Origin of the sequence: Rhizobium sp. ZPR4, assembly GCF_040215725.1 — a bacterium.
In the GTDB taxonomy this organism is placed as follows: domain Bacteria; phylum Pseudomonadota; class Alphaproteobacteria; order Rhizobiales; family Rhizobiaceae; genus Rhizobium; species Rhizobium rhizogenes_D.
On record NZ_CP157968.1, the window covers coordinates 1,303,450 to 1,318,332 of the forward strand.

Consider the following 14,883-nt stretch of genomic DNA (forward strand, 5'->3'; position numbering starts at 1 on the left):
GGCCTTTGGGAGGAAGCCGTTTGGGTAGCCAAAGGAGCGTATCATGGCGCGGAAGCGTGAAGTCCCCGGTATTCGTCCCTATAACAGCCCTGCTGGCGGTTGGGGCGCGTTGAAAGCCACGGCCAATGCGGTGCGTGAGCAGATGGATATCACCGAGGCGCCCGGTCTTCTCCTGCGCACCAATAAGCCTACAGGCTTCGATTGCCCCGGCTGCGCCTGGCCCGACAAGGAACACACCTCCACCTTCCAGTTTTGCGAAAACGGCGCCAAAGCCGTCACCTGGGAAGCAACCAACAAGCGCGTGACGCCCGAGTTCTTCGCCAAGCATACAGTCAGTGAACTTTTGACGTGGAGCGATTATGAGCTGGAAAATTCCGGCCGATTGACGCATCCGATGGTCTATGACCGGGCATCCGATACCTACCAGCCAATTGCCTGGGAAGACGCCTTTGCCCGCATTGGCGAGGTCATGCGAAGCCAGCCCGATCCGGATATGGTCGAATTTTATACGTCGGGCCGAGCCTCCAACGAGGCGGCGTTTCTCTTCCAGATCTTTGCCCGCGAATACGGTACCAACAATTTCCCCGATTGCTCGAACATGTGCCATGAGGCAACCAGCGTCGGCCTGCCGCAATCGATCGGCATCGGCAAGGGTACTGTCTCGCTCGACGACTTCGACGAATGCGATCTGATCATTTCGATGGGGCACAATCCCGGCACGAACCATCCGCGCATGATGGGTACATTGCATGAATGCTCGCGCCGCGGCGTGCCGATCATCGTCTTCAACCCGCTGAAGGAGCGGGCGCTGGAGCGCTTTGCCGACCCGCAGGACCCCATCGAAATGGGAACCTTCGGTTCGACGCGGATCGCATCGTCCTATTATCAGGTGAAGATCGGTGGCGATGCCGCGGCCCTCAAGGGCATCATGAAAGCTGTTCTGGCGCTTGCCGAAACGTCGCCGGATGTTCTCGATCACGCATTCATCGCCGAACACACCACGGGCTTCGAGGCTCTCGTTGACGACATCAACCGGACGGAATGGGCTGATATCGAGCGGGTCTCCGGTCTTGCCCGCGCTGATCTGGAGCGGGTTGCCGCCATTTATGCAAAGTCGAAGGCAACGATCGTCGCTTACGGCATGGGCATCACCCAGCATGCCAAGGGAACGGCGAATGTCCAGCAGATCGCCAACCTCTTGCTGTTGCGCGGCAATTTCGGCAAGCCCGGCGCCGGCATCTGCCCGCTGCGCGGCCATTCCAACGTGCAGGGCAATCGCACCGTCGGGATCACCGAAAAGCCGACTCCAGCGCTGATCGAAGGCATCGAACGGGCGTTCGGTTTCACGTCGCCGGCTCATCATGGTCACGATGCAGTTGCCGCCATGCAGGCGATGGCGGAGGGACGCTCCAAAGTGCTGCTTTGCCTCGGCGGCAATTTCTCGATCGCGCTTCCCGATCCGGATCTCTGTGCTGAAAGCATGCGCAAGCTCGATCTCGCCGTTCATATGAACACCAAGCTCAATCGTTCCAATCTCTTGATCGGCAAGGAGTCTTTCCTGTTTCCCGTGCTCGGCCGCACCGAGCAGGACATTCAGGCGACCGGCGCTCAATCGGTCACGATCGAGGATTCGATGTCGATGGTGCATGCCTCGCGTGGTCGGCTGAAACCGGCCTCGGATCAACTGCGTTCGGAGCCTGCCATTGTTGCTGCGATGGCGCAGGCGACCCTGCCGAGCAGCAAGGTTGCATGGATGGAGCTCATCACCGACTACGATCTGATCCGCGACAAGATTGAAATCGTTTACCCGGATTTCGCCGATTACAATGAGCGTATCCGCGTGCCGGGTGGCTTCCGTCTGCCAATCGGGCCGACGGAGCGCGTCTGGAAGACACCGTCGGGCAAGGCGGAGTTCAAGCTGTTTTCCGGCCTCAACGAAGATATCTTGCTTTCGGATGGAACCATCCTCAAGCTGGCCACCATCCGCAGCCACGATCAGTACAACACGACGATCTATGGCCTCGATGACCGCTATCGCGGCGTATTCGGCCGCCGCGACGTCCTGTTCATGAACGACAAGGATTTGAAGGCGAAAGGGCTGGAGCATGGCGATCTGGTCGAGATCGAGACCGCACTTCCCTCCGGCGGCAAGCGGCTCTTGAAGCTGACGGCGATTTCCTACGATATTTCCGAGGGCTCTGTCGCCGCCTATTACCCGGAGGCAAATTGCCTGATCCCGATCGACTACCAGGACAAAGAAAGCGGCACACCGTCCTATAAATCCGTTCCGGTGCGGGTCAGCAAAGCGGCTTGATATACCGACATCCAGCCAACGATTTTTACCTTGTTGGCTGGATGATGCCTACTTTGGTGAGGTCGCAGACAGCCCGCCGGCCATCGGGCAATGAGTATGTGGGTTGGCTAGGCAAAGCATCTACCGCAGCCGTCCTCCCTGTTTGTCGAAATAGCGCCGGCGTTCGGGCGGGCAATGCAGGTGGAGCGTGTCGCCGCGCTCGATCTCCGGTCCGTCGCGATATTCGGCAATGATCGCCTGGCCGTCCTCTGTCTGGCAGTAGAGATAGCGGGTGCCGCCTAGATATTCGGTGACGTCGACCGTGACTCGCACGGCATCGTCCGCATTTGACGTGACGACGAAATGTTCGGGGCGCATGCCAAGGAGGATCTTTTCGCCCGCTGATGGCTTGGTCTGTAAAAGGTCTACCTTGATGCTGCCGTTTCCGACCTTCGCCGTCCCGTCATCGGACCACGTCGCTTCGATCATGTTCATCCTTGGCGAGCCGATGAAGCCGGCGACAAAGCTGTTGGCCGGATCTTCATAGACCTCGCGTGGGCTGCCCACCTGTTCGATCCGGCCGTCTCTCAGCACGACGATCTTGTCGGCGAGCGTCATGGCCTCGGTCTGGTCGTGCGTGACATAGATCATCGTATTGCCGAGCTCGCGATGCAGTCGGGCAATTTCGATGCGCATCGAGACGCGCAGCTCCGCATCGAGATTGGAGAGCGGCTCGTCGAAGAGAAAGACGTCCGGCTCGCGAACGATGGCGCGTCCGATGGCGACGCGCTGGCGTTGGCCGCCGGAAAGCTGTCCCGGCCGGCGGTCCAATAGATGATCGATCTTGAGGATCGCGGCGGCGGATCGCACGCGTCTTTCGATTTCGGATGCATCAGTTCGGGCCATTTTCAGCCCGAAACCGAGATTGTCGCGCACGCTCATATGCGGATAGAGCGCATAGGACTGAAAGACCATGGCGATGCCGCGCTCGGAAGGATCGAGATCGGTGACATCCCGGCCCTTGATGGCGATCTCGCCGTCGGTGACTTCCTCCAGCCCGGCAATCATGCGCAGCAGCGTGGATTTGCCACAGCCGGAGGGGCCGACGAAGACGACGAAAGCGCCTTCCGGTATGTCGAGATCGATGCCGTGAATGACCTCCAGCCCGCCAAAACTCTTGCGGACGCCGGTCAGGCGCATGCTGTTCTTTGTCATGCTAGGCTCCGCGCTGCATCTGATCGGCGCGGATCCAGACAAGCATTTCACCGGGTTCGCGATTGTCCCAGAGATGATAGGGGACGAAGCGCGCCGTGGAAACAGCGCTTTTCGGTGGCGCCGTGCGATAGAGATCGGAACCCCAGTCAGACGTCTCGCGCGTCACGGGAACGTCGAGCGCGACCGCTCCTTCCAGCGCGGCGATTTCCGCGGTTTTGGCGGATGCCGGATCGCTGGAAAGCGAAATGCCGTTGAGATCGTGACCGTTGTCCGTGGTCTCGACGCAATAGACGAGCGGCCCGCGCATCAGGGCAGCACGCCCGGCATCCTGGCGGACTTTCGGGTTGGCAAACAGCGTGCGGGGGATGAGCGGAAGGATGAGGTCGACACGATCGCCTGCCTGCCATTCCCGTTCGATGCGGACATAGCCATCGACGGTGATTGTTGCCAGATCGACCGGCGCGCCATTGATCGCGAGCGTCGCGCCTTCGGCCCATTCAGGAATGCGCAGCGACAGCGCAAATTTGGCCGCACGATCGGGGCTGACGTCGAAGCGGATTGCGCCGTCCCAGGGGTAATGCGTCGTCTGGGAAAGCTGTACGGTCACGCCGCCGGCGAGCGGCACGCGGGCCTTGCTTTCGCCATAGAGATGGACGGCGATCTCGTTGTCGGCTGCGGCATACATATAAGAGCCGACCGAGGCGAGCAGGCGCGCGATGTTCGGCGGGCAGCAGGGGCAATGATGCCAGGTCCAGCGATGATGCTTGCCGGCGCTCTCCAGCGGGTTTTCGTAGAAGAAGGTCTTGCCGTCCTGCGACAGTCCGACCATGGCGCCGTTATAGAGCGCCACTTCCATGATATCGGCGTAGCGGCGGTTCGGACCGCGGCCGAGCATGCGGTTGGCCCAGAAGACCAGACCGACGGAGGCGCAGGTTTCGGCATAGGCGCTTTCGTTCGGCAGATCGTAGTAGTCGGTAAAGCCTTCGTTGGAGGCGGCCGGTCCGATACCGCCGGTCACATACATCTGCTTGGTCGTCAGGTCGTCCCAGAGCGTCTCGAGTGCCGCGGTCAGGGTATCGTCATTATATTCCGTGGCGATATCGGCCATGCCGGAATAGAGGTACATGGCGCGCACGGCATGGCCCACGACCTTGGTCTGATCGCGCACCGGCTCGTGCGACTGGCTGTATTCATAGGTCTTCTGCACGAATTTTTTCGGATCGCGGCCGTCGCGCAGCGCTTCATCGGTGAAGAAATGCGGTTCCTGGCCGCGCTCGTCGATGAAGTATTTTGCGAGATCGAGATACTTCTTCTCGCCCGTGACGCGGGCGAGCTTGACGAGCGCGAGCTCCACCTCCTCGTGGCCGCAATAGCCGCGCAGCTGGCCTTCTCCATGTCCGAAGACGGTGATCATGTAATCGGCAAAGCGGCTCATGATGTCGAGCAGCTTGCGCTTGCCCGTTGCCTGATAATAGGCGACGGCCGCCTCGATCAGATGGCCGGCGCAATAAAGCTCGTGATGATCGCGAAGGTTGGTCCAGCGGCGGCCGGGCTGGACGCGCTGGAACCAGGCGTTCAGGTATCCGTCCTCCTGCTGCAGCTTTTCATACATGTCGATGATGGCGTCCGCACGCGCTTCCAGCTCGGCATTGGGGCGGCGATAAAGGGAATAGGCGATGGTTTCGATCGACTTGCCGAGATCGCTGTCCCAGAACATCTGCGTCGAGCCCGACCAGGTCTGCAAGGGAATGACGATACCGGGGCTCGGCTGGCTGACGTCGATGGCCTGGATCATCCCGGCTTCGACGCAGCGGTCGAGCAGCGTTGCCGCGGTGGAATTGCAGATTGCATCCTGGCGCGCGCCGAAAAGGCCTGCAAGCTCGACATTCGGAACGGGCAGGGGGCGGAACTGGCGGTTTTGCTTGTCAGACATGGCTTTGATCCTTGCTTAAAGGGTTATTTCACCGCGCCGGCCATCAGCCCGCGCATGTAGTAGCGTTGCAGAAGCAGAAAGACGATGACGCAGGGGATGGTCATGACGGCGATGCCGGCCTGGACCGCACCCCAGTTGACGGCGCCAAGCCGACCGGTCCTGACGGCGATCATCAGCACCGGCAGGGTGAATTTCTCGTTGCTCGACAGGAGCACCAATGCTGCCAGGAATTCGTTCCAGGCATTGAGGAAGGCAAAGATCGCAACGGTCGCGACGCCAGGCAGCACCAGGGGGAAAAGAACCCGGAACAGCAGCTTCAGATCGCGGGCGCCATCGATGCGCGCCGCTTCCTCGATCTCCTTCGGCACGGCGTCGAAGGCGTTGCGCATCATGAAGACCGAAAAGGGAAGCTGCAGCGTCACATAGACGAGCGTCAGCCCGATCAGTGAATTGTTGAGGCCGAGCCGTGCCAGGATGATGAAAAGCGGCGTCAGGATCGACTGGAAGGGGATCATCAGCGTCGCGATGATCAGGATGAAGAGCGCGCCCTTGAAGGGGAAGCGATAGCGCGAGAAACCGTAGCCGGCGAGCAGGCTGACGATGACGGTCAAAAGCACGGTTGCGACCGAGACGAAAAGCGAGTTCAGCGTATGCTGCACCACGCCGGCGCCGAAGCCATCGAGCGAGCGATAGGCATCGAAGCTGAAGCCGGTCGTCGGCCATGGCGGCAGCGGCGGAAGGCTCGCCTCGGTTCCATGCCGGAACGATGACAGCAGGGCAATTGCGAACGGCGCGAAGAAGAAGATAACGATGACGACGCCGATGCCGTGATAGCCGATGCCATCTAAGAGCTTGCGCCTTGCGCGGCGCTCCTTTGCAGTGGTCATGGCTTGTCCTCCCCGACACGCAGCAGCCAGAGCTGGACGATGCTGATCAGCACCAGGATGACGAGGAGCGCGATCGAAAGTGCTGCGCCATAGCCGAGATTGAAGGACACGAAGGACTGGTTGAAGATGTAATAGACCACCGAGATCATCCGGTTTTGCGGGCCGCCTGATGTCATGATGTAGAACTGGTCGAAGGCGAGCACCGATCCGGTGATGGAGATGATGAGCGCAAGCGCGATGGTGCGGCGCATTAGCGGCAGGGTCAGATGCCGGAAACGCTGCCAGCGCTTGGCGCCATCGATCCGCGCGGCCTCGGTCAGTTCGGAGGGGATCGCCTGCAGGCCGGTCAGCAGAATGATCATCGTGAAGCCGGCGATCTTCCAGACCACCATGACGATGATCGTGGCAAATGCCATGTCGAAATCGGCAAGCAGGTTCGGCCTCTTGTCGACGAGACCGAGCGCCAGCGCGACCGGTGCGAAGAAGCCGCTGTCGACATTGGCAAGCCAGACCCAGAGCAGCGAGGCCGTCGCAAGCCCGACGACAACGGGAAGGAAGATGATGGTTCGGTAAAAGCCGACGAACGGCCGATGCTTTTCGACGAAGAAGGCGAGCGGGAAGGCGACGGCGAAGATCGCAATGGTGACGATGACGGTGTAATAGGCGGTAAAGCGCAATGCAGCCATGAAACGGACGTCGGAGAACATGCGTGTGTAGTTGCCGAAGCCGATCCAACGCGGATTGCCGAGCAATGGCCAGTTGTGGAAGCTCATCCAGAAGGTAAAAACCACCGGCAGGACGAAGAAGATCAAGACCAGCGCCATGGCCGGCGCGATATAGAGAAACCCGTGCCAGCTGGCACGCCGTCGCCGTTTTCGCGGACGCACGGTTGCGATAGCTCCAGGGCCAGCCATGGAATGCTCCCGATGTTGCGATGGAGGAACCGGGAAGCCTTGAGGCTCCCCGGTGTTGATGGATCGATTACTGTTGGGCGTTGTCGATGATCGACTGCATTTCCGATTGGGCATTGGAGAAAGCGCCATCGACATCGCTTCCGAAGATGGCGGCGTTGGTAAAGCCGGCCCAGGGGCCGTTGGCGCTGTTGATCAGGTCGTTGAACTGCAGCGTATAGGGTGTCTTGGCGATGGAGATCGCCTTCAGCCCGACCTGCATGCGCGGATCAAGACCCTGAAGCACCTGATCGGCAATATCGCCCCGTGTCGGCAGGCTGCCATATTTCGCCATGATCTTCTGCCCCTCGAGCGAATAGGTGTATTCGAGGAACTTCTTCACCGCATCGAGCTTCTTCGTGCCCTTTGAGATGACGAAATTGTCGCCGCCCGCAAAGGAAGACGGCTTGCCGTCGACGCCGGGGATCAGCGTCACGCCGAAGTGGATATCGGGATATTGGGTGATCAGTGTACCGATCGAGAAGGCGCCGATGCTCTGCTGGCCGATCTTGCCGTTGCTGATGCTGAGGAAATTGGCGCCGGTGTCGCTTGCGGCACCCGCCGGCACCAGATCCTTCTTGACCATGTCGCGATAGAAGCCGACAGCCTTGCGCATCTGCGGTGTGTCGAGGGTCGCCTTCTTGCCGTCTGCCGAGAGAATGTCGGCGCCTGCGCCCCATACGAGCGGCGTAAACGTGAAGATCATGCAGCCACCGCAGCCGCCACCCGAGAAGTAGAAGCCATAGGTATCGCCGCCGAGTGCGCGTATCTTTTCAGCATTCTGCTCGATCTCTTCCCAGGTCGTCGGAGCCTTTTCAGGATCGAGGCCGGCCTTCTTATAGAGGTCCTTGTTCCAGGCAAAGACTGAAGTCTCGACGGACAAGGGCAGGCCGTAGATGTGGCCGTCATAGGTGCCGAGCTTCACATGTGAGGGCGACAGAGAATTGAAATAGGGCAGGCTTTTGGCCCAGTCCGTCAGGTCCGCGAGCTGGCCGGCGGCGGCAAAGGCCGGCGTATAGATGAGGTCCATCGACAAGGCGTCAGGCGCCTGACCGCCGGCAATGGCGGTCGCATATTTCTGCACGAGTTCGCCGAAGGGCACTTCGGTCAGCGTGACCTTGTCGTCATGGCCGGCATTATAGGCCTCCACGACTTTCTTGAAGGAATCGCCGATGCCGCTTCGAACCCACATGGAGATGTTTTCGGCAGATGCACCGGATGCAAGCATTAAGGATATGAGGCCAGTCGCGGCCAGAAATCGCTTCATCATGTTCTCCTCCCATGGGGCTACTCCCGTCAGCCCCTTTTCCTTTAATCAACGACGGGGGCTTCCCCCGCATGATTGCCGTACGACAAGTTCGCACGGCAAAGTTCTGATGCCAGGTTCGACGTCGCGTCCTTCCGCGAGAGCCAGAACCGTGAGCCCGGCCTCGCGGCCGAGGGCTTTAAGATTCATGTCGACCGTCGTCAGCGGCGGCCGCGTCTGGGCGGCAACGATCTCCCAATTGTCGAAACCGACTACCGAGACATCCTCCGGCACTTGTACGCCGCGCTCGCGAAGCGCGTCGACGACTGCGCGGGCGATCTGGTCGTTGCCACAGAAGATCGCATCCGGCTTTTCTCCGGCCATACTCCATAGCCGTGCCACAGCGTCGTGACCCCAGGCCTCCGACCACATGCCGTACATGACCGGCAACTTGTCCCCGGCGAGATCGCGATAGGCCCTGGCGCGCTCCCGCACCGAAACGAAACTGTCCGGGCCGGTCACATGCGCAATCCGGCGCCGGCCAAGCTCTTGCAGCCATTCGACAGCAAGCGCGGCTCCCTGGTAGTCATCTGCGCAAAAGGTGACGCTTCCCGGCGCGCCCTCGGTGAATGCATAGATGACCGGGACCGGCAGATTGGACAGATCGACTGGCAGGCGGCGGTCGATCCGCTTCCCCGAGGCGATGATGCCGTCCACATGCTTGTCCAACATGGCGTCCACATGAACCTTTCCAAGTGCCGGGTCGTCCTCGATCGTGCAAAGAAAGACCGAGACGCCGTGATCGACGAGTGCCTCCGTGATGCCGGCCATGACCGGCAGCGTGAAGCGCCCGTATGTATCGTTGGTCAGAAGACCGATCGTAAACGTGCGATTGCTGAGCAATCCTTTGGCGAGCGCATTTGGACGGAAGCCGATGTCGGCGGCGGCGCGCTTGACCCTTTCGCGGGTCTCATCGCCCATACGGCCGGTATTGTTCAAGGCCTTGGATGCCGTTGAAATGCTCACACCCGCAGCCGCCGCAACGTCGTGAATCGTTGCGCGTCCGCTCTTCGCACGCTGATTTTCCAGATGTCTTCTCCCATTCGAGTTTCTCTGAGAAAAGCTTTTCTCAATCAAAGAGTCAACTAGAGAAAAGCTTTTCTCAAAAATTTTTGCGTGGAAGGGGAGGAGGCTGAGAGAAGCGGGGTGAAGGCGTCGTGGATGTGCAGGTCACCGCGGAATGCCCATCGAATGCGTATAGTGAAGACAAATGCGGCGGCTGAGACCTTGTCGGTCCGGCCGCCGCGTCAATTTCAGATTGTTGGTGGTGTTATCCGATCGTCATCAGGCTGGCATTGCCGCCGGCTGCGGCAGTGTTGATCGACGTCGTCACTTCTTCAAGCAGCCAGTTGAGGCAATAGGCGTCGGCGCTTTTGGCGATTTCTTCGCTCGAGGCCGCCTGCGTCAGAACCAACGGGCCCGGAATTGCCGAAATCACCTTGATCGCCTGCTGGACCCTTTCGGCATCACCTTCGATGAGCGCGCCGGCGAAAGGTCCGTCTGCTGCCCAATCCTTTGTCCAGGAGATGCGGTTTGCGACTGGTGCCGGCAGGTTGCGAAGCTCGTCCTGCAGCCCGGATGCCGCATCGATGACGATCGAATTGCCTGTCGCAAGCCCGGCAGCGATCTGAACATGGAGGCCAAGTGCCGTCTGCGGAGCGAGCAGGATCCTGCCACGCAGATGCAGCGCATAGAGGTTCAGTTCGCCGACCGGACCTTGAAGCTCGGTATTAAAGCCGAGCGACGACTGGGCGGCGACGGCACGGGCCTGTTTGGCCGCATCCGCGGCACCCTTGCTTTCGAGCCAGCCAATGAACTGCTGTGCAGCCGGATCGGTCTGTACCGAGGCGTCGCGCAGCGCTTCGGTGGAGGAGGCGACTAGGCGGCGCAGATACATCGGACCACCGGCCTTCGGGCCGGTGCCGGAAAGGCCGCGCCCGCCGAAGGGCTGGACGCCGACGACTGCGCCGATGATGTTGCGGTTGACATAGAGATTGCCGGCGCGCACGCGCTCGGTGACATGGGCGATCGTATCGTCAAGGCGAGTATGCAGGCCGAATGTCAAGCCGTAGCCGGAGGCATTGATATCGGCAATCAGCTTGTCGAGCCCCTTGCGCTTGTAGCGGATGATATGGAGGACGGGGCCAAACACTTCGCGCTTGAGATCGCTCAGCCTCTTCAACTCGATGATTGTCGGAGCAACGAAAGTGCCCCTGTCGGTGGTCGAGGGAAGATCGAGCTGTTCGACGTTGCAGCCGAGCTGGCGCATGCGCTCGATATGGTCATCGATGCCGCGCTTGGCGTTGTCGTCTATGACCGGGCCGATATCGACGGCAAGCCGGTCGGTCTTGCCGACCGAGAGTTCGCGAAGCGCGCCACGCAGCATTGTCAGGGTACGATCCGCCACCTCCTCCTGCAGGCAGAGAACCCGCAATGCCGAGCAGCGCTGGCCGGCGCTGTCAAAGGCCGAGGCGATGACATCGCCGACCACCTGTTCGGCAAGGGCCGAGGAGTCGACGATCATGCCATTCTGGCCGCCGGTCTCGGCGATCAACGGGATCGGCTTGCCGAACTTGGAGAGGCGCTCGGCAAGCTGCGCCTGGATCAAGCGGGCAACCTCCGTCGAGCCGGTGAACATGACGCCGGCGGTTTCGGGAGCGCCGACGAGGGCGGCACCCATTCTGCCGCTGCCGGGTGCGAATTGCAGCACGTCGCGGGGAATGCCCGCCTCATGCAGGATGCGGACACCTTGCGCGGCAATCAGCGGCGTATTGCCAGCCGGCTTGGCGACGACGGGATTGCCGGCAACCAAAGCTGCCGCAACCTGGCCGGTGAAGATCGCCAGCGGGAAATTCCATGGGCTGATGCAGACGACAGGGCCAAGCGGCACGCTCTCCGGCGTCAGCACCTTGCGGGCCTGAGCGGCATAATAGCGAAGGAAGTCGATCGCTTCCCGGATTTCGCCGACGGCGTTGGCGGCGGATTTGCCGGCTTCGCGGATGGTCAGGCCGACAAGAACGGGCATCTCGCTCTGCATGAGATCGGCGGCGCGCTCAAGGATCGCGGCGCGCTCGTCGGGGCGCACGGCTGCCCAGCGCTCGGCAGCGGTTGCTGCGAGCCGCATGACATCAGGCGCATCCTGTGGTTCGAGTTCGGTGACGTGGCCGACGACGTCGGCATGGTCGGCAGGGTTGAGAACGGGGCGGGCCACGCCGCGTTCGGAGCTATCGGCAAGAAGTGGCTTTGCGATCCGATCACTGGCCGCAGAGGTCTGCAACTGCTTGGATAGCTCGGTAAGTGCGGTTTCATTCGACAAGTCGATGCCGCCGGAGTTCTGCCGCGCGGCACCGAAGAGGTCCACCGGGAGAACGATCTTGTCGTGCTGCGCGCCGACAACGGTCATCGCGCGCACGCGCTCGACGGGATCGGCAATCAGCTCGGAGACCGGCACTGAGGGATCGGCAATCTTGTTGACGAAGGAGGAGTTGGCGCCATTCTCAAGCAAGCGCCGGACGAGATAGGCAAGCAGCGTCTCATGCGTGCCGACGGGGGCATAGATGCGGCAGGGTCGGTTGAGATTCTGTGCGCCGACGACCTCTTCATAAAGCGGTTCGCCCATGCCATGCAGGCACTGGAATTCATACTTGCCGACGGAAAAATCGTCTCCGGCCATCTGATAGATGGTGGCCAGGCTCTGGGCGTTGTGAGTGGCGAATTGCGGGAAGACCACGTCGGTTGCCGCCAGCAGCTTTTTGGCGCAGGCGATATAGGAGACGTCGGTGTAGATCTTGCGCGTATAGACGGGGAAGCCTTCGAGGCCATCCAGTTGCGCGCGCTTGATCTCGGCGTCCCAATAGGCGCCCTTGACGAGGCGGACCATCAGGCGATGCTTGGAGCGGCGGGCAAGGTCGATGATGAAATCGAGGACGGTGGGGCAGCGCTTGCCGTAGGCCTGCACGACGAAGCCAATGCCGTCCCAGCCGGAAAGATCCGGATCGAGGCACAGTTCTTCCAGCAGATCGAGCGAGAGTTCCAACCGATCGGCTTCTTCAGCGTCGATGTTCAGGCCGATATTGTAGCGCTTGGCAATCAGCGCCAGCGCCTTCACCTTCAGCAGAAGCTCGCCCATGACCCTGTCGGCCTGCGAGCGCGAATAGCGCGGGTGCAGCGCGGAAAGCTTGATGGAGATACCGGGGCCTTCATAGATGCCGCGCCCGGCCGATGCCTTGCCAATCGCATGGATCGCGTTCTCGTAGTCAAGATAGTAGCGCTCGGCGTCGGCATGCGTTGTCGCGGCTTCGCCGAGCATGTCGTAGGAATAGCGGAACCCCTTTGCTTCCAGCGCTCGTGCGCGCTTCAACGCTTCATCGATGGTTTCGCCGGTGACGAACTGCTCGCCCATCATGCGCATGGCCATATCGACGCCACGGCGGATGACCGGCTCGCCGGCACGCGCGATCAGCTTTGTCAGCGAGGCGGACAGTCCGCTTTCGCTGACAGTTGAAGTCAGCTTGCCGGTGACGACGAGACCCCAGGTTGCGGCGTTGACGAACATCGAGCGGCCGCCACCGATATGTGACTTCCAGTCGCCGCCGGCGATCTTGTCGCGGATTAGCGCATCGCGGGTTGCCGTATCGGGAATGCGCAGCAGCGCCTCGGCGAGGCACATGAGCGCAACGCCTTCCTGGCTTGAAAGGGAATATTCCTGCACCAGCCCTTCGACACCATCGCCCCTGTGCTTGGCGCGCAGCGCTTCGATCAGCTTCTTCGCGGTCTTCTTTGCCGCATCGCGGGTAGCCTCCGGCAAGGTGGCCGCCTCGATCAGGACCGGCAGGCACTCGGTTTCGGGACGTCTATAGGCGGCGGTGATTGCTTGGCGGAGCGGGCTTTGCTCACGGATCGGAGGCGCGAAATGCGAAAATGGGGCAGCGTCTGGAGCTGGTTCTTCGGTGGCGAGCTTGGCAGAGACAGTCATGATAACCTCAAGGTGCAAGGGTCCCGATGGCTTGAGTGGACGTCAGCGATTGCCACACGCAGCCCTCCCGTTGCTTCGACGAGAACATAGTGCATTCCAAAAAAGCGTTCCGCCTTGAAACTGCGTTTTTTCAGTCATATTGAACTTCAATAGACGTATTTTCAAATGGGAATGCCTGCAAAAATGACCAAATCCAGTGAAATTGACCAGTTCGACCAAAAGATTATCGACGCACTCGTCGAAGACGGCCGCATGTCGATCACTGAGCTCTCAGAGCGGGTCGGCCTTTCCAAGACGCCATGCCAGGCACGTCTGAAGAAATTGATCGATTCCGGTTATATCGACGGCTTCAAGGCCATCCTCAATCCGATCAAGCTTGGCCTCGACCATGTCGCCTTTGCCGAAGTGAAGCTCACGGATACCCGCGAGGAAGCTTTGCTCAGCTTCAACAATGCCGTCAAGAAGATCAAGGAGATCGAAGAATGCCACATGATCGCCGGCCGCTTCGATTATCTCCTCAAGGTGAGGACCTCTGATATCCGCCGCTACCGCATCGTTCTCGGTGAAAAGATCTCCAGTCTGCCGTTTGTGGCCAGTACATCGACCAATGTGGTCATGCAGTCGGTCAAGGAAAACTGGTCGTGAATCCGCGTTTTATTTCATACACTTCGTTGCACAGCTGATGAGGCTGCCACTCTCCAAGCCATCTTGCCGGCTAAACAATGACCTAGATTTCGCCATTCGAATCGGATCATTGCGAGACGCTAAAATAAGTAGGATGGAGTACGCATGGAGACCAGTGCAGGCGACCGCGACCTTGTCGAGGTCATGAAGCGATACTTTGCCGTGAAGGCCGAGGTCGAGGAAATGAAGCTTCGCCTGGAGGCGGCAAGGCGGGAAAGCGGTGAAGAGATCGGCGCATTCTACAATCCGCGCATCAATCTGAACCACGCTGCCGATATCATCCATTCGCATGCTCTCAGGCAGGAGATGGCGCGCCTGATGGATTGGGCCGAAGCTTGGGGTAGGCAGAGCCTGGCGCCAAACGAGGCCTGACGGTCGCATAAGAACCGCCAGGCCACGATCATGAAATTGGGTCGTGTCAGCTATCCGATTTCAGCTTGCCTGCCGTCGCCCAGGTGTCCTTCGATATCTCGGTGATGATGATTTCCACCGATTCTGGCGGGCAGACGAGCGTTTCGACGGCGGCTCTCGTCGCTTCCCGAACGAAGGCGCGCTTCTGGTCTTGTGTGCGGCCGGGATGCATTTCCAAGCGCAGGATGGGCATGGTAACTCCTTGAGAAAATGTCGCCTGACGTTAGGC

General features: G+C 60.4%; 11 protein-coding genes. 3 read left to right on the top strand and 8 right to left on the bottom strand.

The window, feature by feature from the left end:
- The first annotated feature begins 43 nt into the window (after positions 1 to 43).
- Positions 44 to 2,314, top strand: coding sequence for an FdhF/YdeP family oxidoreductase (locus tag ABOK31_RS25610; protein ID WP_349959528.1), 2,271 nt, complete (start codon positions 44 to 46; stop codon positions 2,312 to 2,314).
- 120 nt (positions 2,315 to 2,434) lie between these two features.
- Here the strand turns inward: ABOK31_RS25610 and ugpC are convergent, their stop codons facing one another.
- The 7 genes from ugpC to putA all read right to left on the bottom strand — a co-directional run bounded on the left by ugpC (position 2,435) and on the right by putA (position 13,559).
- Positions 2,435 to 3,508 carry a sn-glycerol-3-phosphate ABC transporter ATP-binding protein UgpC gene (gene ugpC, locus ABOK31_RS25615; RefSeq protein WP_174173184.1) on the bottom strand — a complete coding sequence of 358 codons (1,074 nt, stop codon included), beginning with the start codon at positions 3,506 to 3,508 and terminating at the stop codon, positions 2,435 to 2,437.
- Between the two features lies 1 nt (position 3,509).
- A complete protein-coding gene (locus tag ABOK31_RS25620) occupies positions 3,510 to 5,441 on the bottom strand; it encodes a glycoside hydrolase family 127 protein (protein ID WP_349959531.1) in 1,932 nt (643 codons plus the stop codon).
- Between the two features lie 23 nt (positions 5,442 to 5,464).
- Positions 5,465 to 6,328: a carbohydrate ABC transporter permease gene (locus tag ABOK31_RS25625; protein ID WP_349959534.1), complete on the bottom strand. Its 864-nt coding sequence runs from the start codon at positions 6,326 to 6,328 to the stop codon at positions 5,465 to 5,467.
- On the bottom strand, positions 6,325 to 7,242 hold the full coding sequence (locus ABOK31_RS25630) for a sugar ABC transporter permease (protein WP_349959537.1): 918 nt from the start codon (positions 7,240 to 7,242) through the stop codon (positions 6,325 to 6,327). The genes ABOK31_RS25625 and ABOK31_RS25630 overlap by 4 nt, the downstream gene beginning before the upstream one ends.
- A 67-nt stretch (positions 7,243 to 7,309) precedes the next feature.
- Positions 7,310 to 8,548: a sugar ABC transporter substrate-binding protein gene (locus ABOK31_RS25635; protein ID WP_174173180.1), complete on the bottom strand. Its 1,239-nt coding sequence runs from the start codon at positions 8,546 to 8,548 to the stop codon at positions 7,310 to 7,312.
- Between the two features lie 45 nt (positions 8,549 to 8,593).
- The gene (locus ABOK31_RS25640; RefSeq protein ID WP_349959540.1) at positions 8,594 to 9,550 is read right to left on the bottom strand and encodes a LacI family DNA-binding transcriptional regulator; all 957 of its coding nucleotides are present in this window, start codon (positions 9,548 to 9,550) and stop codon (positions 8,594 to 8,596) included.
- Positions 9,551 to 9,854: 304 nt separating this feature from the next.
- A complete protein-coding gene (gene putA / locus ABOK31_RS25645) occupies positions 9,855 to 13,559 on the bottom strand; it encodes a trifunctional transcriptional regulator/proline dehydrogenase/L-glutamate gamma-semialdehyde dehydrogenase (RefSeq protein WP_349959543.1) in 3,705 nt (1,234 codons plus the stop codon).
- 183 nt (positions 13,560 to 13,742) lie between these two features.
- Here putA and ABOK31_RS25650 point away from each other — a divergent pair, with 183 nt between their 5' ends.
- On the top strand, positions 13,743 to 14,204 hold the full coding sequence (locus ABOK31_RS25650; RefSeq protein WP_174173178.1) for an Lrp/AsnC ligand binding domain-containing protein: 462 nt from the start codon (positions 13,743 to 13,745) through the stop codon (positions 14,202 to 14,204).
- A gap of 144 nt (positions 14,205 to 14,348) precedes the next feature.
- A complete protein-coding gene (locus tag ABOK31_RS25655) occupies positions 14,349 to 14,615 on the top strand; it encodes a hypothetical protein (RefSeq protein ID WP_349959546.1) in 267 nt (88 codons plus the stop codon).
- A gap of 46 nt (positions 14,616 to 14,661) precedes the next feature.
- Here the strand turns inward: ABOK31_RS25655 and ABOK31_RS25660 are convergent, their stop codons facing one another.
- Positions 14,662 to 14,847 carry a 4-oxalocrotonate tautomerase gene (locus tag ABOK31_RS25660; protein WP_174173176.1) on the bottom strand — a complete coding sequence of 62 codons (186 nt, stop codon included), beginning with the start codon at positions 14,845 to 14,847 and terminating at the stop codon, positions 14,662 to 14,664.
- Positions 14,848 to 14,883 lie beyond the last annotated feature (36 nt).